Source organism: Jeotgalibaca ciconiae, assembly GCF_003955755.1.
Classification (GTDB): Bacteria; Bacillota; Bacilli; order Lactobacillales; family Aerococcaceae; genus Jeotgalibaca; species Jeotgalibaca ciconiae.
In genome coordinates this window covers 838,266-859,588 of the sequence record NZ_CP034465.1, presented here as the reverse complement: position 1 = coordinate 859,588, position 21,323 = coordinate 838,266, and the positions used below count along the sequence as shown (strand labels likewise).

Here is a 21,323-nt window from a genome sequence, read left to right as displayed (position 1 = left end):
GATTGAGGTAGACAATGTCTGTGTCTATGTCGACTGGAAAAGTAAAGTACAGCGCCCAAAAATGCTCTGTACTTTAAATCTCAGCAAAAACAGGAATATTTCCCAAACATCTCCTTCTTTGAGTAGTTATACAAAAATTATGCAGACTTTCTTTTTTCATGATAAGATAATTTAAAAAGTTTTTAAACGATTTCTCCTCCTCTTTTTCTTATATCGGGGGAGCATATTTTTTTGTAGACTAGGGGATTATAAGTTCAGCCATCAATGTCTAGCTCCCAAGTCCTGACCTAGTGAAAAAAAGATAAATTTGCCCCATTGCGCGCTTCGCTGCTCATTCAGGGTCAAATTTCCTATTTTTTCATAGGCCAAGGCGGACTTGTCCGCTTTTCTTATATGAAGGAGATTGTAAATGAAACAAAATAATTTCTTAAAAGAACTATTTCATTTTAAACAAACGGATGATTCGATTATTCGTGTTATCGGAGCAGGATTAAATATCGCAATTCCCATGTCAATTGGATTAATAAGTGGAAATATGAAATTTGGAACCTTAGGAGCTTTAGGAACATTTGCCTTCCTATCTTTTACACCTCTGCCTTTACCAAAATTGGCAAAACGAATTTTGAAAGCCGGCTTAGGGATTATGGGAGGATTTTATTTAGGGTTATTGTCTACCTTAGTGCCTTGGACCATTCCAATTGTTATTAGTTTGGTGAGTTTGATTGGCTTTTTAGTGGTAAGAACATTGCAAATACCAAATCCTGGAGCATTTTTTGTCATCATGGTTACTTCAATGGGAACTGGAATGAGATTGCCGTTTTCGGAAATGTTACCGGCAGTAGGATATGTTGGAATCGGTGTTTTAACGTCCATCCTCATGGCTTGCTTAACGGGATATATAAACGCTCATTATTTTCATCGCCCAGTGAATAGCAGTGAAATTAGTTATAAAGAGCGAATTAACCATGCGATTGAACATGATTCAGTTTTATTGCTTTCTTCTATCCATCATGCGGGAATTATTTTCTTTGCGACTTACTTAAGTCAGGAACTTGGATTTGGTAATCCTTATTGGGTAACGATATCTACTGTAGCTGTATTAGCGGGACAGGAAATAAGAGTTATCTTTCACCGAAATCTACAGCGAATCCTAGGGGGACTTGTAGGTTTGTTAATTGGTTTTTTCCTCTTATCGTTGAATTTGGGTATAGTACCCGTCATTATCTTGATTGTTTTTCTGACGCTCTGTGTAGAATATTGTATGGTAAGAAATTATGGAGTAGCTAATTTCTTTACAAATCCAGTGTCGCTGTTGCTGGCGCAATTATCAAGCGGTCTTTTTGTAAATGATCTGGTACAATATCGTCTACTGGGATTAGTGGTGGGAAGTATTATCGGATTTGTCGGTGCGGCCTTAATTGAGCTAGCGCTTCGAATTCACGAAAAAAGAATAAAATTTTTGAAATAAGATTATTCAATCAAATGCCTTCTAAAGCTGGTTCTTTAGGAGGTGTTTTTTTGTAGACTAAGCAGTTTTTGTATATTTGTTTCTTGTGAAAGAACAATTAAATTGCAATAAAAGTACATGGAAATGCACGATAAGTTAATGAGTGCGTTTCCGATAAAGCGTATACTTATAGAAGGATTATTGGGCAGAACGATCGTTTTGTCTAATGAATTGTAGAAAACGAAAAAGATACTATACAATTAGTTGTATCAATAGGAGAGGAGATTGAAAATGAAAGTAGATTTAACTGCAAAGCCTTATAACCTTGATGGCGAAGGAATTAAATGGGTTGAAGAAACAATCGCAAATATGTCTGACGAAGAAAAAATCGGTCAATTGTTTATTAACATGGGGGCTGAACGTACAGAGGAATATTTGACGGACATTTTGAATAACTATCATATTGGGGGGGTTCGTTACAACCCTGGTAAGGCAGAAGAAGTATATGAACAAAATCGTATTCTTCAAGAAAATAGCAAAATTCCAATGCTGATTGCTGCGAACACAGAGTCAGGTGGTAATGGCGCATGTACTGACGGAACATACGTTGGTCATGAAATCAAGATTGCTGCAACAAATGATAAAAAATACGCTTATGAATTAGGCCGTATTTCTGGTGTGGAAGCAGCTGCAATTGGTTGTAACTGGAGTTTTGCACCAATCGTAGACTTGTTGCGCAACTGGCGTAACCCAATCATCTCAACTCGTACATGGAGTGCAGATGTAGATCAAACAATCGAATTATCTTTAGAATACATGCGTGGTATCCAAGAAAGTGGTATTGCTCCAGCAGCAAAACATTTCCCTGGAGATGGAATTGATGAGCGTGACCAACATTTGTCAGCTGCTCCTAACCACTACGATGTAGAAGAATGGGATGCAACATTTGGTAAAGTTTACGGATCACTGTTTGATGCAGGTCTTCCTTCAATCATGGCTGGACACATTGCATTGCCATCATATGTACGCCACTTTAATCCAGAGGCTACTATTCAAGAAGCTAATATGCCAGCTACATTAAGTAAAGAAATTTTGACAGATTTATTACGCGGAAAAATGAACTTTAATGGTGTAGTTGTTACAGATGCAAGTCACATGGTTGCTATGACAAGCGTTATGAAACGTAAAGATATGCTTCCACAAGCAATTGCTGCTGGTTCTGACTTGTTCTTATTCTTCAATGATCCAGATGAAGATTTCCAATGGATGATGGAAGGCTACAAGAACGGCGTTATCACAGAAGACCGTTTGACTGAAGCTTTAACTCGTATCCTAGGTATGAAAGCAATGCTTGGATTACATAAAAAAGAAAAAACTGAAATTCTTCCTTCAAAAGAAGCAGCAATGGCTAAAATTGGCCTAGAAGAAAACGTTAAAGTTGCAGAAGAAGTTGCTGATAAAGCAATTACTTTGGTTAAAAACAACGAGAATATTTTCCCAATTTCAGCTGAAAGTAAAAAACGCGTTCTTTTAGTAGACGTAAAAGGTACTTCAGGTGGATTCGGTGCGTTGATTGGAAACAATGAAAAACCATCTGCTAAATTCAAAGAATTGCTGGAAGCAGAAGGATTTGAAGTTTCTATCTGGGAATCCGCAGAAGAACGTATCAACCGATTACCAGCTGAGGAACGTCAAGCTGAACTGCGTAATGTTTATGCACAAAAACGTCCAATCTCTGAACTAACGGATAACTATGATTTGATTATCAACTTAGCAGTTGTTAACCCGAATACAGACCAACGTGTTCAGTGGCCAGCTTCAAAAGGTACTCCGGACATTCCGTTCTACGTACATGAAGTGCCAACAATTTTTGTTTCCTTGCAAGCACCATTCCATTTAGCGGATGTGCCTCAAGTACAAACGTATATCAATGCATACGACGCTAAAGAAGTTACCATGAAAGCATTGATCGAAAAAATGTTAGGTCGTTCTGAATTTGTTGGTGTATCTCCAGTAGACGCATTTGCAGGATTCGAAGACACAAGATTCTAATAAAAAAGTATAAAAACTCGTTCGCTATAAAAGGCGAATGAGTTTTTTTGAATCAATTAATTTTAAAAAAATAATACATAATTTAAACTATTTTTGAATGTATCTAATGCAAAGCTTAAAGTTTATTTATACAACCTTTTATTGCACTCTATCGTTTCAAGTGATAATATGGAAGATATTTAAAACCTACTAATGCTATGCTGAAAGGGATAAGCACAATGAGCCAAGAAATGAATGAAAATATCTTAAAAATCATTGAAAAAGACAGCCGGTTAACTCCTGAGGAAATTGCAATCATGTTGGGATTAGAAGCGGATGAAGTTGCCGAAGCGATTAAAGAAATGGAGAATCGCAAAGTAATTTGTGGTTATCATACTTTAGTAAACTGGGAAAAAGCAGAGGATGATGAAGTTTCTGCAGTGATTGAATTAAAAGTAAATCCGCAACGTGGATCTGGTTTTGACAAAATCGCAGAACGTGTCTATCAATATCCTGAAGTAGAAGCAGTTTATTTAATGTCAGGTGCCTATGATTTGTTGGTTGAGATGAGAAAAGCACCAATGAAAGATATTGCTTCTTTCGTGGCACGTCGTCTTTCTACTATTGAAGAAGTACAATCAACAGCAACTCACTTTATTTTGAAACGCTACAAAGATCATGGGACCTTATTTGTGGATGACGATGAAGACAAACGGATGGTGGTCTCTCCATGAGAAATCCTTTAAATAAAAAAGTCCAGGCAATTGCTCCCTCCGGAATTCGTCGTTTTTTTGAAATTGCGAATGAAATACCAGGAGTGATTTCATTGGGGGTAGGAGAACCTGACTTCGACACTCCTTGGATTATACGCGATGAAGGGATGTATACCTTACAGAAAGGACATACCTTCTACACAGCAAATGCCGGCCTGTTAGAGTTGCGTGAAGAAATCGGGTATTACTTAAATCGTCGTTACCAGCTTTCATATGATCCCAAAGAAGAAATTTTAGTTACAGTGGGAGGAAGCGAAGCCATTGATTTAGCTTTGCGGGCGATGCTTGATCCCGGAGATGAAGTTATTATTGCAGAACCATGCTATGTGTCTTATCTCCCTTGTGTCGTTTTGGCGGATGGTGTACCTGTTACGATTCAATTAAAAGAAGAAAATGAATTTCGTTTACAAGCAGAGGAACTAGAAGCAGTAATAACAGAGAAAACCAAGGTAATCATTCTTTCCTATCCTAATAATCCAACTGGAGCGATTATGGAGAAAGAAGACTTAGAAGCGATTGCTAAAGTGATTTTGAAACACGACTTATTTGTAATTAGTGATGAAATCTACAGTGAACTTTCTTACCAAAATAATCATATCAGTATTGCTGCTATTCCAGGAATGAGAGACAGAACTGTGGTTATTAATGGTTTTTCAAAAAGTTTTGCGATGACCGGTTGGCGTTTGGGTTATGCTGCAGCCCCGAAATTAATCATGGAACAAATGACAAAAATTCATCAATTTGCGATTATGGCTGCACCAACTTCCAGTCAATATGCGGGAATTGTTGCTATTCGCGATTGTGACAAAGAAGTCGCTGAAATGCGAGAAAGCTACAATCAACGTCGTCGCTTTTTAATGGACGCTGTTCAAAAGTTGAATTTACCTTGTTTTGTACCTTATGGTGCTTTTTACATTTTCCCGAATATTTCTGAATTTGGTCTAACATCTGAAGAATTTGCTACCAAGCTTGTTCAAGAAGAAAAGGTTGCAGTTGTACCAGGGAGTGCATTTGGAGAATCAGGAGAAGGATATATTCGAATTTCCTATGCTTATTCCATTCAAGAATTAAAGGAAGCGTTTGTCCGAGTAGAACGTTTTATTAAATGTTTACGAGAAGAATATAAAAAATAAATCCTTCATTTTCTTGGGGGTTAGTTTGTACATTGCAGATATAGTATGACGAGGCTGAGTGAAATGCTCAGCCTTTTTGCTTGTAATTTGACATGAAATTCCGAAAGTGTAACCTTCAGCCCGGAAAATGAGAGTGAAGCTCCCATAATTTCCGAAAGTGTAACCTTCGACTCGGAAAGTGAGAGTGAAGCTCCCGTGATTTGCAAAAGTGTAACCTTCGACTCGGAAAGTGAGAGTGAAGCTCCCGTGATTTGCAAAAGTGTAACCTTCAGCCCGGAAAGTGAGAGTGAAGCTCCCTGATTCTTCGTATAAGGCTAAACGAGTGTAAGCGCTACCTGATATTTTAGACGGCACTTGCTAAAACAGCAGTCTTCGAACGTTTTACGATTTTCTTTCAATCGAATGCAAACATGTTCTATTTTTATAATATAATCCTTTAAATTACAAGGAAGAAAGGATAAGATAGTAGTATCAATTGACTGTGGGAAGTCAAATATTGGAGGTTTATTGTGGACATTCAACAAATGTTGTTTGAATTCTTTGGTGGTTTGGGTATTTTTCTATTCGGTTTAAAGTTTATGGGAGACGGATTACAAAGATCAGCAGGGGATAACTTACGCTCGATTTTAAATAAATTCACATCCAATCCTTTTCGTGCAATTTTAGCGGGAATGGTTGTAACAGTTATCATTCAAAGTAGTTCTGCTACCACTGTTTTAACGGTTGGGCTAGTGAGCGCCGGATTTATGAGCTTGAAGCAAGCCATTGGCGTTGTGATGGGAGCAAATATTGGTACAACCGTTACTGCTTTTATTATTGGAATTAATATTAGTGCGTACTCTTTACCAATTATAGCAATCGGTTCCTTGCTTTTATTTTTCACTAAAAAGGAATTGATAAACAATATGGGAGAAATTATATTTGGATTTGGAGCTTTATTTTTTGGTTTAGAATTAATGGGGAATGGGATGGCTCCGCTAGAAACCTTGCCACAATTCCGTGAATTAATGCTGAGTTTATCTCATAATCCAATTTTAGGTGTTTCATTAGGAACAGTATTGACTTTATTGGTACAAAGTTCTAGTGCCCTAATAGGTATTATCCAAGAATTGTATACGCAAGGGTCGATTACTTTAGAAGCCGCTTTACCGATGCTTTTCGGTAGCAATATAGGAACCACCATTACAGCAATATTAGCTGCAATTGGTACAAGTGTTGCCGCTAGACGTACTTCTGCGTCCCATGTTGTATTTAATCTGGTAGGAACCATCTTGGTTATGCTTGTTTTAAATCCTTTCTCTAATGTAGTACGCATGGTAGGGGATTTATTTCAATTAAATCCTGCGATGCAGCTCGCATTTGCGCATGGGTTATTCAATGTGGTTAATGTACTGATTCAAATGTGGTTCATTAGTCAAATCGCTGCGCTTGTCACTAAGATTATTCCAGGCGAAGAAAAAGTAGTTGCTTATGATGATAAGCGCTTAGACTTTTCAATGGTTCAAACTTCACCAGCATTGGCGTTAAATCAAGCAAAATTGGAAATCGTTGAAATGGGTGAAGTGGTAAAAGACGAATTCGGTGCTGTTTTTTCCTATTTTAAAACACCAGATGAAAAAGTACGTGAAAAAGCATTGCAACTAGAAGAAATCGTGAATGAAATCGATATGAAATTAACGGAGTATCTGACAGTTATTGCAAGAGAAGAACTACCAGCTAAAAGTTCCGAAGAGCATACAACAATGGTGGACATAACAAAATATTTGGAACGTATCGGAGACCATTCGGAAAGTATTTTAAAAAATATTAAAGATGGTGCTCAAATTGATAAACGTTATCGAAAAGAAAATGATGAAAAAGAAACGAGACTATTTGATGAAGATTTGGTGCATATGTTTGAATTAGTTGAACTAAACATTCAAGATGCGATTCAATCATTTAGTGAAAATCGTAAACATTTAGCAGAAAAAGTATTAGTCCGAGAAAAAGAAATTAACGCATTAGAGATTCATTTAAGAGCAAAATATATTGAACGGTTGAATGCGGGGATTGGACAACCTTCTGATGGTATATTATTTGTCGATATTGTTTCGAATCTAGAGCGTATGAGTGATCATACCGTGAAAATTGCGAAACATACATTAGGTTATCGTTATCCATTCTCTCAAAGTAAAGTAGCAGAAGTAATCTAAATAAAAAGCCACTTTTCAAAATGAAAAGTGGCTTTTTCAATCTCAATTATTTTATTCTTTCTCTTCCATCAGTATAATAGAGAAATAGAAAGGAAGTTCGTTATGAAAAGAATACTTATTAAAGGTGTAAAAGGGTATCAAAAGCACATCTCACCTCTTTTTCCACCTAGCTGCCGTTATTACCCAACTTGTTCCAATTACATGGTAGAAGCATTAGCGACACATGGCGCTGTAAAAGGAAGCATAATGGGAACGGCTCGAATCTTACGTTGTCAGCCATTTTTAAAGGGCGGCTACGATCCTGTTCCGAAAAAATTTACGTTAAGAAGGAACCAAGATTCTGACGAGCAACTAGAAGCAATGCGTGAAGAACTCCAAAACCGAATCAAAAGAGATACAGAGAATTACAAAAATAAGAATCAGTTATTGTGAACATTCCGTCGTTCATTTCGAACATTACGGATGGAAGTTTTAATAATTTTAAACATATTGCTGTCTGAATAAATCAGTACGTTCGAGCGGTATAAGAGTAACGAAATGAATGTAACGAATACAGTAAAAGCAACAATTACAACCATCGAAACCACAACTTCTGTCGTTGAAACGGTCTCCGCAGCGATTCTAAACGGCATGATAAACGGTGTAAACAACGGTATATGAGAACCAATTTTTACAATAGGGGTTGTTGTGGTTGCAAAGGCGAATAAGCCACCATAGAAACCGGCTAAAGCGATAAAGACAATTGGCGTCACAGCTTTGGAAACATCTTCCGTTTTAGTTACGAGTGAACCTAAGAATGCCGCAATGACCGCATAAAGGGTAATTCCTGTAATGAAGTAGAACAGAGAAACACCAACGATACCGCTAAGCATGTTGACAATGTCCAGTCCATCTGGGATTAAATTTTGAACAATATCAAATTGGAAAGCAATCAAACCGATTATGACATAAAAAACAATTTGTGTCATACAGATTAAGAAAATCGCTGTTAATTTCCCAAAGAAATGAGTAGTAGAAGAGACACTAGATAAGATAACTTCCATAATACGCGTTCCTTTTTCAGAAGCAATTTCTTCTGCAATGATGCTTGAGTAAGTCATGATAAACATAAAAATAGCAATACAGATAAAATAGGCAGCCCCTGTTTTAATTGCGACATCAATGTCATCATCGTCAACTACTTCACCATCGTCAAAAGAAATAGAAGAAGTAGTAACAGTAGGGGGCGTCAGTAATGCTTCGACATCTGCTTGTGAAAGACCAAGTTCAACAGCTTGTTGATTTAATTGAATGGAAGATAATAAAGATGTTACATAAGCAATATCCAAACTTTCACTTCCAGAATGATCAACATAGGAAGCGTTTATTTGTCCATTTTCAGAAGTAACAGTTAAATAGCCGTCAATTTCTTCTTGTTCCATCGTTTCTTCCGCTGCTTCTTTTGTGACAATTGTTTCATCGACTGTAAAATACTCTTCTTCTGCTTTAAGAACTTGGGAAACTTCTTCCGATTCAGTCAAGACAGCAATGGTAGGAGTTTGATCGAATGAATTCCCCACGAAATAGATAATAGCAGCAATAATACCGATCATAACAATAGGGCTGAGCATCATTGTAACAAAGCCGATAGATTTAACGTTTTTCTTATATACTTGACTAACAATAATCCAGAATTTATTCACGTGGCTCACCTGCTTTCATACGGAAAATTTCATCAAGAGAAGGCGGTTGTTGGCTGAAAGTAGCGATATAGCCATTTTTTGTCACTTCTTTAAAGATATCTCGTCCGTATGCTGGAATTTCCAGATCCAATACTTTAAATCCATCGGAACCTTCCGATACCTTTTTCACGCCGGGCATTGCCTGTAGTATGGAAGTTGGGATAGGTGTTTCTAAAAATAGTTTTGTTCGTCCAAACTGCTCACGAATTTCATTTACCGTTCCTTTTAATACTGGTTGTCCATCTCTTAACATAATCAAATGATCACAAATTTCTTCCACATTGTTCATATTATGACTGGAAAAAATAACACAGGAACCGTTTTGTCGCAGCTCTTTAATTCCTGTTTCTAATAAACTGGCATTAACCGGATCGAGGCCACTGAATGGTTCGTCTAGGATAACAAGCTTTGGTTCATGGAGCAGGGTTGCAATCAACTGAACCTTTTGTTGGTTCCCCTTTGATAAAGTTTTTACTTTATCTGTTTTCTTCCCTTTTACTTGAAATTTATCCATCCAATAATCAATCTTAGGTTTGATATCTTTTTTATTTTTCCCTCGAAGTTGAGCAAAATAAATCAGCTGTTCTTCAATTGAAACTTTCGGATACAAACCTCTTTCTTCAGGAAGGTAGCCTACGATATTGTACTCGTTTTTTGTTAAAGGTTTTCCGTTCCACAGAATCGTACCTTGGTCGGCAGTTAGAAAATCAAGGATAAGACGGAAGGTTGTTGTTTTTCCCGCCCCATTCTGGCCAATCATTCCCATGATTTCTCCATCTTCAATCGTAAAACTTACATCATCCACAGCATGTAAATCTCCGAAAGATTTGGAGAGGTTTTTAATTTCTAGCATCTTTGTTCCTCCAAATGATTAGACATGTTTGTTTTAGTTTAACATACAGTTTCGGGAGATGAAAATGAAAGGAGTGAAAAATATATCAATATATTTTTAGCGTGATAAAGAATAAACGACACCTGAAAAATCAACTACATAGATTTCTCCGGCAGGGTCTTCGCCAAAAGAAGCGATACGCAAATCAGTTTGAAGCAGTTCGTGATTTTCAACTACTTGATTATCTTCGGTTTCTAAAGCCCAAATAGTCCCAGAAACAAAGTCTCCATAGAGATACATACCATACAATTCAGGGAATTGTTCACCTCTATAAACATATCCACCTGTGATTGATTGTCCTTGAGTATGATCATATTCCCATATTGGACCATAGTAAGTAGTGCCATCCATCATCATTTCTGAATCATAATCCTGAGTTCCTTCAAAAATATTCCAGCCATAGTTCCGTCCGTTTTCAACAATATTGATTTCTTCTCTTGAATCTTGACCTACGTCTGCTACCCATAGATTCCCTGTTTCGTTGTCGAAGCTGAATCTCCAGGGATTTCGAAATCCATAAGCAAATATTTCATCTTTTCGATTATCTTCAGGATTAAGATAAGCTTCCTCACTAGAAACATCGATTCTCAGGATTTTCCCAAGAAGATTATCTGTACGTTGTGCATTGTACATGGGATCCCCAGCAGAACCGCCATCTCCAGTTGCGATATAAAGATAGTCATCAGGACCAAAAGCTAAGTGGCCTCCATTATGATTGGAATAAGGCTGATCAAATGAAAGGATGATTTCCTCCGTTTCGATATTGATCGGAAGCTCCTCTTCGCCTAGGAAGCGAGAAATGTGGGTTTGATTTTCCTCTGTATAATTTACATAAAAGCGTTGTGAAGTGGCAAAGTTTGGATCGAAGGCAAAACCTAGTAAGCCCTGTTCCTGTCCATCTGCTTGAACAAGAGTGCTTAAATCAATAAACAACTCTTTTTCTTGATTCTCTATTCGGTAGATACGACCGGTTCGCTCAACAACATATGGAGTGTGATCTTCGGGGTGAAAGACAAGAGCCAGAGGTTCTTCAAACGTAATATCTTCAAAAGTACTTTGCAGCGAATAGGTAACTGAATCAGGAGCGTCAACAGAAGAAGGGGCTTGGGAAGACGAAGCTGGTTCCGAATGCTCTTCTGAAGAAGAATGGCCCACCTCATTTTCACTTGATTGTCCACAACTAACTAGGAAAAAGCCGGCAAGCAGGATAGAGAGTATTCTTTTCATAAGTAATTCCTCCTATTCTTATTTAACTTAATTATACGTGCTCTCGCATAAGAGATACATTATTTTGAATAAAGAGCAATGAAAAATAGCTAAATCTTTATAATGATTTAATTACTTTATGGTATGATTTAAGAAAATCTATGCTTTTTTTGGGAGTTGAAAGATATGCTGAATCTATTTAATCAAAAAGAACTGATGACAACTTTTTCAATGAAAGAGCAAAGCGAAATAACAGAAGAACTTCACAACAATGGAGTGAAGTATCGTGTTAAAACTGTTTCTCGAATGGGTGCAGAGAGAGGGAAAGTTGGCTCTTATGGTCTTGATGAGAAGGGGGCTTATCAATATATTATTTTTGTAAAGAAAAATGAATATGAGAAGGCTCAATTTTATTTAAAAAACTTATTATCGTAAAAGCAAAGGAGGAAGCACATGAAACATATTCCCAATATATTAACCTTTATACGGTTATTATTGATTCCTGTTTATTTTATCGTTTTTTATTCAGGAAATGAACATGCTTTAGGACAGGCGTTGGCTGTTTTTATCATTGCTAGTTTTACAGATGTACTCGATGGTTATTTAGCGAGAAAATACGATGTTGTATCAAAATTTGGAACGGTAGCAGATCCGTTTGCAGATAAATTAATGCAAGTATCGGTCTTATATTCATTATCTGATGTGGAATTATTAGAAAAATGGTTCTTTTGGATTATTTTAGTGAAAGAAATTTGTCAAATTGTACTAGGTATTATTATGGTAAGTATGAAACCAAAGATGATTATTTCAGCAAATGTTTTTGGTAAAATGACGACTGTATTAATTTTTGTAACGATTGTATTTGCTGTATTTACATTGCCGGGATCATATATGATCCAGATCGTAACAGCTATTCTAGCAGCCATTACATTTACTCAATACGCTTATCATTTCATCATGGGACTGCAAGAGCGAAAGTCGACTCATTAACAAAATTTAGCTGAGAGAAACTCATTTGCTGAGGATTTCTCAGTTTTTTCTTTTGAATAAAGGAGAGGGTATTGTGGCAAAGAAAAAAGCAAAAACGAATGCGATTCGGATTGTGGAGCAGAAGAAAATATCTTACATTGAGCATGAATATCCGTGGCAAGAAGATGACTTGTCGGGCAAAAGCGTAGCAGAGCATTTGAACGCTGATCCGAGTCGGATATTTAAAACGTTGGTAGCGGTCGGAAATAAGACTGGACCAATTGTTGCGGTTATTCCGAGCAATCAGGAATTAGACTTGAAAAAAATCGCCAAAGCTAGTGGAAATAAGAAAGTAGAAATGCTTCATGTGAAAGAGTTAGAAGAACTGACCGGCTATATTCGTGGAGGCTGCTCACCGGTTGGAATGAAAAAGTTGTTCCCTACTTTTTTTGATGAATCAGCATTGAAGTATGAAACAATTACTGTCTCGGCGGGAAGAAGAGGATTACAAATAGAGCTAGCGCCAAAAGAACTTGCTCTGCTAGTTAACGGACAATTTACTGATATTGTATGATTATCAAGGAAAGTGTCTCTCAATCATCCTTGGTTTCCTTAATAAAGCAAACTGTCAGCTCAAAAAAACTATATAAAATAAGCTGGGGCCAAAGCCCCAGCTTATTTTATATTCGGATAGGTTTCTGACACATACTGATGGATTCGTTCCACAGCTTCTTGCAAGACTTCTTCTGACTGTGCAAAAGAAATTCTCAGATAACCTTCACCCATTGAACCAAAAGCAGAACCAGGTGTCATTGCCACATGGGTTTCTTCTAATAGTTCTAATGCGAAATCTTGAGAAGATTTGCCAAATGCTTGAATGTTTGGGAAGGCGTAAAAAGCTCCTTCTGTCTTTAAGCAATGAAAACCGGAAATTTTATTCAAGCCATCTACAATCACGTGACGGCGGCGGTCGTATGCTTTTAAATACTCTTTGACGATGGATTGATCTGATTTCAAAGCTTCGGCTGCGGCATCTTGAATAAAGGGTGGCACACAAAAGCCGACTCCTTCACGGAATTCCGCCATACGTTCGATAGCGGCAGCATTCCCTACAACGTAACCCACCCGCCATCCAGTCATCGCATAAGTTTTTGAAAAGCTGTTTACAACAAAGTGGTTTTCTTTTGCCCCAGGAATTTGAAAGAGACTAAAATGCTTTTGTCCATCATACATAATACTTTCATACACTTCATCAGACAAAATCGTTACTTTATATTTATCTGCAACAGCAGCAATTTCTTCCATTTCCTCTTGGGTCAAAATCGATCCCATTGGATTATTCGGTGAGTTAATAATGAGTAATTTTGTTCGCTCTGTAATAGCTGCTTCAATATCTTCTGCTTGTATTTTAAATTGATTTCCCTCATAGACCGGTACCTGAACAACTTTTGCACCAAGTCCCATAATTTGCCCCAAATAATTTGGATAGTGAGGATTTGCAATCAAAACCTCATCCCCGGCATTTAAAATGGACATCATCACCAAAAGAATCCCTTCTGTTGCCCCGAACGACGCCATCACTTCATTAGGGGAAAAAGAAGATTTGGTCAAAACTTTATACTTATCAGCCACTGCTTGTTGAAATGCCTCTTCTCCCACATTCGGTCCATAATGTGTCCGATTCTCTTTTATTGCATTTATTCCTGCTTGTTTGATAAAATCAGGCGTTTCAAAATTCGGCTCACCCATTGTTAACATAATTGTATCGTCAAACTGGCGAGCTAATTTGGCCATCTTGCGTATACTCGAGGCAGGATATTGTTGGGAAAGAATCGACCAATGATACATATTTTCATCTCCTTATTTCATATCTATCTTTTTAATGATTTTAGCAGATTGTTCAATCTTTTTATAGTGTAGAGAAAAAGACTTTCTAAATATTCAATATTATGCTTGTTCTATTGTGTGAAAACGATTAAAATATAGGTAGACTGAAAAAAGGAGGGGTTACGATGAAAGTAACAGAAATGATTTTACACGCAAATGAATATCAATTAACCTCCTTCCATGAAAAAAATTGATGCCCGTATTATAAGGAATTTTAACGCTGGCGTAATCTGTTTTTAGGACGGATTACGCCTTTTTTGTGTTCATTTTCTTTATAGGCGAAATTTTATTGGAAGGCAGAAACGAGGGAAGTATAGCATATGTTTGATGTAATGTTTAAGTTGAAAGGCTTTTTTAAAGAGAATTGGAAAGACTACACAATCTCATTAATAACCATGATGGGAAGTAATCTGTTTAGCGTATTTATTCCTTTTTTGATTGGTCGGATGATTGATTCAATCGTTCGAGAGGAACTAACGAGTCCTTTATTAAAAACGTTTGGCACACTCTTTTTAATTAGTTTGCTTGCGGCCTACCTATTAGAATTTATTTGGTCCTATTATCTATTTACAGGTGCAGCAAAACTTCAAAGAGGCATGCGTAAAAAAATGATGGATCATTTCTTGAAAATGCGATCAACTTTTTACGAGAAGTTTCGAACCGGTGATTTAATGGCTCGTTCAACGCAAGATATTCGTTCCATCGCGGATACTGCCGGTTATGGAATGATGGTATTAATGAATGCGACATTATTTTTAACGGTCATTGTTTTAATGATGGGAATGTCAGTGTCATGGAAATTAACATTCTTTAGTTTGTTGCCACTGGCTCTGTTAGCGTATCTATTTGGAAAACTAGGGGATATTGTTGAGAAACGATACTCAGCCGCACAAGAGGCTTTCTCTTCTTTAAACAATGATGTGTTAGAAGTTGTAGATGGCATTCGTGTTATTCGAGCTTACGTAAAAGAAGATGACTATGTAGAAAAGTTTCATCAGCAAACTGAAAGCATGTTGAAGAAAAACAATCGAGTTGCGGATGCGAATGCACTGTTTTCTCCCTTAACAAAAATCATTATCAGTTTGAGTAATGTGATCGCATTTGGATATGGAGCAAATCTGGTCATGAGAGGCTCTTTGTCAGTGGGCGATATGGTTGCTTTTCAAATGTATCTGGGTATGATCGTTTGGCCGATTATTTCGATTGGAGAACTGACGAATGTGTTGCGTCAAGGCAGCGCGTCGATGGAACGTGTTGAAAAAGTTCTTGGTACCGGTGACGATATGGAATCTGGTGGTGAGAAAGTAATTGAGACAGTAGATGATATTGTCATGCATGGTTTATCCTTTAAGTATCCATCCAGCCAGGATCTCAATCTCGATAGGATCGATATAACGATTCCAAAAGGAAAAACATTGGGAATTGTTGGGAAAACTGGAGCTGGAAAAACAACCTTTATTCGTCAGTTGTTACGCCAGTATCCTTTAGGAAACGGTGAATTTAGAGTAGGGGAAGATCCTATTTTAAATTACCGTGGAAAAGCTATCCAAAATCTGATTGGTTATGTGCCACAAGATCATGTCCTTTTTTCGAAGAGCGTACGAGATAATATTGCTTTCGGGAAAGGATCTGCCACAGATGATGAAGTGATGGAAAGTGTAAGGATTGCGTCGTTTGAAGATGACTTGAAAAAAATGTCGCAAGGATTGGACACCATGATTGGTGAAAAAGGGGTTTCGATTTCTGGCGGTCAAAAGCAACGGATATCCATTGCCCGTGCATTAATAAAGAACCCAGAAATTTTAATATTAGATGATTCTTTATCTGCGGTTGATGCAAATACTGAGCAGAAAATTGTTGAAAATATCAAGCGAGTAAGAACAGGGAAAACGACTATTATTTCTACTCACCGTCTTTCTGCAGTCAAACAAGCAGATGAAATTATCGTAATGGAAGACGGGAAAATCACTGAACGTGGCAGTCATGATGAGTTAATCGGTAGACATGGATGGTATTACACCCAGTATCTTCGCCAAGAGTTAAAGGCAGGTGCTGATGAATGAAAACAGTAAAACGATTATTATCGTATATGAAATATGATAAGTTGAAATTTATTTTTGGTTTTATGTTGCTGATTATTGCAGTTTCTACCGATTTGTATGCACCTCTGGTTGCGCAACAAGTCATTGATGATGTCATCACTCCTTCAGCCGCTACGGGGCAATCCTACGGCAGTGTGTTGGTTCGACTGTTAGTGTTATACGCTGGACTAATGTTAGTTACTGCAATTTTGCGCTATATCAGTTTTCTATTATTAACGAAAACAGCTAATAAAATTGTTAAAATCATCCGTGATCAGGCATACCGCCATTTACAAAAGCTGCCGATTCGTTATTTTGATAACTTGCCAGCAGGAAAAGTGGTATCTCAAATTACAAATGACACAGAAGTGCTACGTCAACAATTTTATGTTGTAACAATCAGTAATGTCATGTTAAATGTGATTTATGTAATTGGAACCTATTTTGCGATTACAAGGCTTCATAAAGGTCTTGGCTTGGCTTTACTGGTTTTACTGCCTTTGATGTATTTTTGGCATAAGATGTACAGTAAGTACGCAGGAAAATTCAGTCGTCAAGAAAGAGAATTGAACAGTGAAATTAATGGAAAAATTAATGAGTCTGTTCAAGGTATGTCAATTATCCAAGCATTCCAACAAGAAGAACAAGTTGCGGAAGAATTTAATACCGTCAATAATGCCTGGTTTGAAGTAGAACGGAAATATGTACTGCTCGATTCAGCTGCTCAATTTACGTTGGGTGGATTGTTGCGCCATATTACATTGTTGTTGCTGATGGTTTATTTTGGAACACAATACTTAGACGGAGTGTTGGGGATTTCCATTGGTACCTTGTATGTATTTGGAGATTATATCACACGGTTGTATGATCCAATTCAAGGAATTATACAACAGATGGCTTTTGTGCAACAAGCCATTGCTGCTGGAGAAAGAGTCTTTAAATTATTGGATACAAGTACGGAAGAAGAAGCTGAAGGAACCTTGGAAATAGCGGAAGGAAAAGTAGAATTTAATCAAGTAAGTTTTGGTTATACAGATGAAACGAAAGTATTGAAGAATATTCATTTTACGGCAAACCCTGGAGAAACGGTAGCCTTAGTCGGACATACGGGTTCAGGGAAAAGTTCCATTATGAATTTGCTGTTCCGTTTTTACGATCCGCAAGAAGGCGAGATTCGGATAGATGGTCAAAATACAAAAGAATCTTCTCGTAAAAGTGTTCGTGAATCAATGGGAATTGTTTTGCAAGATCCATTTCTGTTCACTGGAACGATTGAATCGAATATTTCGCTAGAAAATCCATCCATTACTTCTGAAATGGCAAAAAACGCGTTAGAAAAAGTAGGCGGAGTCCAAATGATTTCGCATTTTGAAAAAGGACTTCAAGAACCGGTAGTAGAGAAGGGAAGCACCTTAAGTTCTGGACAACGACAATTAATTTCCTTTGCCAGAGCGTTGGCGTACGATCCGAAAATTTTAATTTTGGATGAAGCAACCTCTAGTATCGATACGGAAACGGAAGAAATCATTCAACATGCAATGGACGTGTTAAAGGAAGGAAGAACAACCTTTATCATTGCCCATCGACTTTCTACCATTCAACATGCCGATCAAATTTTAGTATTGGATAATGGAGAAATTGTTGAACGAGGAAACCATGATTACTTATTGAGACAAAATGGTAAATATGCGGAAATGTATCGTATGCAAAAGAAAAGTATTGCGGAAGCAATCTAATACTAAAAAATGACCCCAAAGGAGATTTATGGCCTTTGGGGTCATTTCATTAAGGAAAAAAGTATCAAAAGTAAAGTACAGCCTCCAAAGTCTGCCTGTATTTTACTTTTAGAAAAAAACAAGCTTTTTATTCATTGCCGGGTTGCTGTGCAATATTTTTTTCACATTTCTAACTATGATTGTTATACTAGAGCAAAGAGAAAAAAATAAGCAATTTAGTGTTAGCTTAAACGAAGGAAGATAGATGAATGGCTACAAAAGAAGAACAATTAGGTACTTCAAAAGTACAATCGATTGACCGAGCAGTATTAATTTTAGAAACTCTAGCAGATCACAGTAGTTTAGGACTAGGAGAACTAAGCGAAAAAGTAGGTCTGCATAAAGCAACTACTCACAGAATCGTTCACTCCTTAATTGAGAACGGATTTATTGAACAATTAGATGAGACGAAGCAATATCGAGTGTCGTTAAGAATGTTTGAGTTGGGCAACAAGAGAGTGCAAAATATTGACTTTATTAACGTTGCAAAAAGTAACATCAGACAATTGTCAGAAGAAATTAAACAAACAGTCCATTTAGTTATCGAAGATAACGATGAAATCCTTTACATTGACAAATATGGGGACTACCATGAGTCTAAGATGCGCTCAAAAATTGGATTGAAAGCACCCTTATATTGTACGGCAGTTGGGAAAGCAATGTTAGCGATGCGAACAAATAACGAAATTAGTGCTTATTGGGAAAATTTAGAACTTGAGCAGAAAACAGAACATACTCTTACGAATTACAAGCACTTTATCGAAGAAATAGAAAAAGTAAGAGAGGATGGTTATGCACTGGATGATGAAGAGTTTGAGTATGGGGTATTTTGCGTAGGCTCTATTTTTTCTAGCTATAAAGAATCCGTTGCAGGTGCCATTAGTATTTCATTGCCAATCGAGGAGAAAACGAATAAAGAGCACTATATACGGAAAACTTGTGAATATGCTGAAAGAATTACCCAATTATTAGGCGGTTCTTTGAATTATCTGAGTAAATGAGATTGACATAAAATTAAGTTCTATTTATAATTAAATCGGTATGTGATATTGCGTTTCACAATGTAAAACCGCAAAGAGAGAAATGGAGGAAGAAAATGAGCGTCAAAAGAGATACTCTAAACCAATTGCAAGAAAATTTTTTGTTTGCAGTAGTTCGTGGTTCCACACAAGAAGAAGGTTACGAAGTTTCGAAAGCTGTCTACAAGGGTGGCATTAAAAACATCGAAGTAACATTTTCTACGCCAAATGCAGAAAAAGTAATGCGTCAACTTTCAGATGAGTTTGCTGGAACAGATATGGTTGTAGGAGCAGGGACTGTATTGGATGAAGTCGCAGCACGTATTGCAATTTTAAATGGTGCAAAATTTGTTGTAAGCCCTTCTTATAATGAAAAAATCGCTAAAATGTGTAACCTATACACAGTTCCATACTTACCAGGCTGTGGTTCAATTACAGAAGTAACAATGGCTCTTGAAGCTGGTTGTGAAGTTGTTAAATTGTTCCCAGGCGGCTTGTTAGGTCCTGGTTTCATTAAAGATTTACATGGTCCGATTCCTTGGGTGGAAGCAATGCCATCAGGCGGTGTTTCATTAGATAATATGGACAAATGGATTGCGAATGGAGCTTGGGCTGTTGGAGTAGGAAGCGCACTAACCAAAGGCCTTAAAGATGGCGGATATGAAAGCGTAGAAGCAGCAGCAAAAGAATTTGCTGATAAATTAGCGACAATTCTAGCTGACTAATTTTTAAGAATGAAGTCAGCTGGGAGCTTTTCAAAAAAGAGGGGAGACGAAACGAATGTCATTTATTCATGATAATTTTATGCTTCAATCAGAGACAGCTCAACGTCTCTATCATGATTTTTCAAAGGATATGCCGATATTCGACTATCACTGTCATTTATCTCCACAGCAGATTGCTGAAGACCACAAATTCAAAAATGTTACAGAGTTGTGGTTGGGAGGAGACCATTATAAATGGCGTGCAATGCGCGCAATGGGCATTGACGAAGAAAAGATCACTGGAAATGCTTCTGACGAAGAAAAATTTGAAGCATGGGCGTATGCTTGTGAAAACGCTGTAGGGAATCCTTTGTTCCATTGGTCTGCATTGGAATTGAAACGTTACTTTCATATTGATGAGTTACTGACAAGCAAAAATTGGAAAGAAATCTACGATAAATGTAATCAAGTAATCGAAGAAGAAAACTTAACAGCTCGTAAATTGATTAAAAACTCAAATGTAACCTTTGTTTGTACAACTGATAACCCAACAGATGATTTAGCTTGGCATAAACAGATTGCTGAAGATGATTCCTTTGATGTAAAAGTTGCACCAGGATTCCGTCCTGATGAAGCATTTGCAGTTCAAGATGCAGCGAAATTTACCAACTTTTTAGGAAAAATGAGAGAAGTAACCGGACGTAAGATGGATAATTTTGCTGATTTATTAGCAGGGCTTGAAGAACGTATCCAATATTTTGCAGATTGCGGCTCCAATATTTCTGACCACGGTTTGTCAACGATTCATTACGTAGAAGCGAGCGATGAAGAAATCGAAGCAATTTTCCAAAAAGCAGCAAACAGCGAAGCAGTATCACATGATGAATATACAAAATTCCAAACAAAATTATTGGTAGAATTGGGTAAAATTTATCACGCGAAAGACTTTGTAATGCAATTGCATTTTGGAGCAATCCGTAACAATAACAGACGTATATTTGCGAAAATTGGACCAGATGCAGGTGTTGATTCTATTCAAGATCAACCAAACGTAAGTTATGCTCTAAATAACTTAATGGGTGCTATGGACGAAAATAACCAATTACCGAAATTTATTATGTATCCACTTGACCCAACTTATTTTGATCTAGCAGGAACAGCTGCAGCAAACTTCCAAATGAACTCCGAAGGTATTAAGAGCAAAGTTCAATTAGGATCTGGTTGGTGGTTCAATGATACGAAATACGGAATGTTGAAACAATTGAAAGCTTTGTCTGAAGCAGGCTTATTAATGAACTTTGTCGGAATGCTGACAGACTCAAGAAGTTTTATTTCCTATACTCGTCATGAGTACTTCCGTCGTATCCTTTGCGACTTTATTGGGGATTTGGTAGAACGTGGTGAAATTCCTGATGATGATGCATTGTTAGAAAAACTAATCAAAAACATTAGTTATGACAACGCCGTTGAATACTTTAATTTTAATAAATAAA

At 37.1% G+C, this 21,323-nt stretch carries 18 protein-coding genes; 14 read left to right on the top strand and 4 right to left on the bottom strand.

The features are described from left to right. Nucleotides 1–409: 409 nt before the first annotated feature. The 6 genes from EJN90_RS04005 to yidD all read left to right on the top strand — a co-directional run bounded on the left by EJN90_RS04005 (nt 410) and on the right by yidD (nt 8,008). The gene (locus EJN90_RS04005) at nt 410–1,468 is read left to right on the top strand and encodes an FUSC family protein (protein WP_126108981.1); all 1,059 of its coding nucleotides are present in this window, start codon (nt 410–412) and stop codon (nt 1,466–1,468) included. A 270-nt stretch (nt 1,469–1,738) separates the two neighbouring features. Beyond that, entirely contained in the window at nt 1,739–3,499 is a 1,761-nt protein-coding gene (locus EJN90_RS04000; RefSeq protein ID WP_126108980.1) for a glycoside hydrolase family 3 protein, read from the top strand. Nucleotides 3,500–3,729: 230 nt separating this feature from the next. Next, the gene (locus tag EJN90_RS03995; protein WP_126108979.1) at nt 3,730–4,212 is read left to right on the top strand and encodes an Lrp/AsnC family transcriptional regulator; all 483 of its coding nucleotides are present in this window, start codon (nt 3,730–3,732) and stop codon (nt 4,210–4,212) included. Next, entirely contained in the window at nt 4,209–5,384 is a 1,176-nt protein-coding gene (locus EJN90_RS03990) for an aminotransferase class I/II-fold pyridoxal phosphate-dependent enzyme (protein ID WP_126108978.1), read from the top strand. The genes EJN90_RS03995 and EJN90_RS03990 overlap by 4 nt, the downstream gene beginning before the upstream one ends. Nucleotides 5,385–5,908: 524 nt before the next feature. Beyond that, a complete protein-coding gene (locus tag EJN90_RS03985) occupies nt 5,909–7,576 on the top strand; it encodes a Na/Pi cotransporter family protein (protein ID WP_126112262.1) in 1,668 nt (555 codons plus the stop codon). 102 nt (nt 7,577–7,678) lie between these two features. Further along, a complete protein-coding gene (gene yidD, locus EJN90_RS03980) occupies nt 7,679–8,008 on the top strand; it encodes a membrane protein insertion efficiency factor YidD (RefSeq protein WP_126108977.1) in 330 nt (109 codons plus the stop codon). Here the strand turns inward: yidD and EJN90_RS03975 are convergent. The 3 genes from EJN90_RS03975 to EJN90_RS03965 form a co-directional block, all read right to left on the bottom strand. Next, on the bottom strand, nt 7,996–9,258 hold the full coding sequence (locus EJN90_RS03975) for an ABC transporter permease (RefSeq protein ID WP_126108976.1): 1,263 nt from the start codon (nt 9,256–9,258) through the stop codon (nt 7,996–7,998). The two genes, yidD and EJN90_RS03975, sit on opposite strands and share 13 nt — an antisense overlap. After that, the gene (locus tag EJN90_RS03970; RefSeq protein WP_126108975.1) at nt 9,251–10,150 is read right to left on the bottom strand and encodes an ABC transporter ATP-binding protein; all 900 of its coding nucleotides are present in this window, start codon (nt 10,148–10,150) and stop codon (nt 9,251–9,253) included. Before EJN90_RS03970 ends, EJN90_RS03975 begins: the two co-directional genes overlap by 8 nt. 96 nt (nt 10,151–10,246) lie before the next feature. Next, nucleotides 10,247–11,416: a PQQ-dependent sugar dehydrogenase gene (locus EJN90_RS03965; RefSeq protein WP_227872572.1), complete on the bottom strand. Its 1,170-nt coding sequence runs from the start codon at nt 11,414–11,416 to the stop codon at nt 10,247–10,249. Between the two features lie 165 nt (nt 11,417–11,581). On the opposite strand from EJN90_RS03965, the gene EJN90_RS03960 reads away from it, so the two are divergent. The 3 genes from EJN90_RS03960 (at nt 11,582) to ybaK (ending at nt 12,938) form a co-directional block, all read left to right on the top strand. Beyond that, nucleotides 11,582–11,830, top strand: a complete 249-nt coding sequence (locus EJN90_RS03960; protein ID WP_126108974.1) for a hypothetical protein — start codon at nt 11,582–11,584, stop codon at nt 11,828–11,830. Nucleotides 11,831–11,848: 18 nt separating this feature from the next. Then, nucleotides 11,849–12,385: a CDP-diacylglycerol--glycerol-3-phosphate 3-phosphatidyltransferase gene (pgsA, locus tag EJN90_RS03955; protein WP_126108973.1), complete on the top strand. Its 537-nt coding sequence runs from the start codon at nt 11,849–11,851 to the stop codon at nt 12,383–12,385. Nucleotides 12,386–12,458: 73 nt separating this feature from the next. After that, a complete protein-coding gene (gene ybaK, locus EJN90_RS03950; protein WP_126108972.1) occupies nt 12,459–12,938 on the top strand; it encodes a Cys-tRNA(Pro) deacylase in 480 nt (159 codons plus the stop codon). 101 nt (nt 12,939–13,039) lie between these two features. Here the strand turns inward: ybaK and EJN90_RS03945 are convergent, their stop codons facing one another. Continuing rightward, nucleotides 13,040–14,212: a pyridoxal phosphate-dependent aminotransferase gene (locus EJN90_RS03945; protein WP_126108971.1), complete on the bottom strand. Its 1,173-nt coding sequence runs from the start codon at nt 14,210–14,212 to the stop codon at nt 13,040–13,042. 359 nt (nt 14,213–14,571) lie between these two features. Between EJN90_RS03945 and EJN90_RS03940 the strand changes: the two genes are divergently transcribed. From EJN90_RS03940 to uxaC, 5 genes are all read left to right on the top strand, one after another. Then, on the top strand, nt 14,572–16,314 hold the full coding sequence (locus tag EJN90_RS03940) for an ABC transporter ATP-binding protein (protein ID WP_126108970.1): 1,743 nt from the start codon (nt 14,572–14,574) through the stop codon (nt 16,312–16,314). Beyond that, entirely contained in the window at nt 16,311–18,068 is a 1,758-nt protein-coding gene (locus EJN90_RS03935; RefSeq protein WP_126108969.1) for an ABC transporter ATP-binding protein, read from the top strand. The genes EJN90_RS03940 and EJN90_RS03935 overlap by 4 nt, the downstream gene beginning before the upstream one ends. Before the next feature lie 248 nt (nt 18,069–18,316). Continuing rightward, nucleotides 18,317–19,108, top strand: coding sequence for an IclR family transcriptional regulator (locus EJN90_RS03930; protein WP_126108968.1), 792 nt, complete (start codon nt 18,317–18,319; stop codon nt 19,106–19,108). Nucleotides 19,109–19,203: 95 nt separating this feature from the next. Then, a complete protein-coding gene (locus EJN90_RS03925; protein ID WP_126108967.1) occupies nt 19,204–19,851 on the top strand; it encodes a bifunctional 2-keto-4-hydroxyglutarate aldolase/2-keto-3-deoxy-6-phosphogluconate aldolase in 648 nt (215 codons plus the stop codon). A 55-nt stretch (nt 19,852–19,906) separates the two neighbouring features. Then, nucleotides 19,907–21,322: a glucuronate isomerase gene (gene uxaC / locus EJN90_RS03920; protein ID WP_126108966.1), complete on the top strand. Its 1,416-nt coding sequence runs from the start codon at nt 19,907–19,909 to the stop codon at nt 21,320–21,322. The last annotated feature ends 1 nt before the right edge of the window (nt 21,323 follow it).

What these genes read in the sequence shown, in the direction of transcription:
- EJN90_RS04005 (WP_126108981.1), top strand. Translation starts at nt 410, where the DNA reads ATGAAACAAAATAATTTCTTAAAAGAACTATTTCATTTTAAACAAACG.
- EJN90_RS04000 (WP_126108980.1), top strand. Translation starts at nt 1,739, where the DNA reads ATGAAAGTAGATTTAACTGCAAAGCCTTATAACCTTGATGGCGAAGGA.
- EJN90_RS03995 (WP_126108979.1), top strand. Translation starts at nt 3,730, where the DNA reads ATGAATGAAAATATCTTAAAAATCATTGAAAAAGACAGCCGGTTAACT.
- EJN90_RS03990 (WP_126108978.1), top strand. Translation starts at nt 4,209, where the DNA reads ATGAGAAATCCTTTAAATAAAAAAGTCCAGGCAATTGCTCCCTCCGGA.
- EJN90_RS03985 (WP_126112262.1), top strand. Translation starts at nt 5,909, where the DNA reads ATGTTGTTTGAATTCTTTGGTGGTTTGGGTATTTTTCTATTCGGTTTA.
- yidD (WP_126108977.1), top strand. Translation starts at nt 7,679, where the DNA reads ATGAAAAGAATACTTATTAAAGGTGTAAAAGGGTATCAAAAGCACATC.
- EJN90_RS03970 (WP_126108975.1), bottom strand. Translation starts at nt 10,150, where the DNA reads ATGCTAGAAATTAAAAACCTCTCCAAATCTTTCGGAGATTTACATGCT.
- EJN90_RS03965 (WP_227872572.1), bottom strand. Translation starts at nt 11,416, where the DNA reads ATGAAAAGAATACTCTCTATCCTGCTTGCCGGCTTTTTCCTAGTTAGT.
- EJN90_RS03960 (WP_126108974.1), top strand. Translation starts at nt 11,582, where the DNA reads ATGCTGAATCTATTTAATCAAAAAGAACTGATGACAACTTTTTCAATG.
- pgsA (WP_126108973.1), top strand. Translation starts at nt 11,849, where the DNA reads ATGAAACATATTCCCAATATATTAACCTTTATACGGTTATTATTGATT.
- EJN90_RS03945 (WP_126108971.1), bottom strand. Translation starts at nt 14,212, where the DNA reads ATGTATCATTGGTCGATTCTTTCCCAACAATATCCTGCCTCGAGTATA.
- EJN90_RS03940 (WP_126108970.1), top strand. Translation starts at nt 14,572, where the DNA reads ATGTTTGATGTAATGTTTAAGTTGAAAGGCTTTTTTAAAGAGAATTGG.
- EJN90_RS03935 (WP_126108969.1), top strand. Translation starts at nt 16,311, where the DNA reads ATGAAAACAGTAAAACGATTATTATCGTATATGAAATATGATAAGTTG.
- EJN90_RS03930 (WP_126108968.1), top strand. Translation starts at nt 18,317, where the DNA reads ATGGCTACAAAAGAAGAACAATTAGGTACTTCAAAAGTACAATCGATT.
- EJN90_RS03925 (WP_126108967.1), top strand. Translation starts at nt 19,204, where the DNA reads ATGAGCGTCAAAAGAGATACTCTAAACCAATTGCAAGAAAATTTTTTG.
- uxaC (WP_126108966.1), top strand. Translation starts at nt 19,907, where the DNA reads ATGTCATTTATTCATGATAATTTTATGCTTCAATCAGAGACAGCTCAA.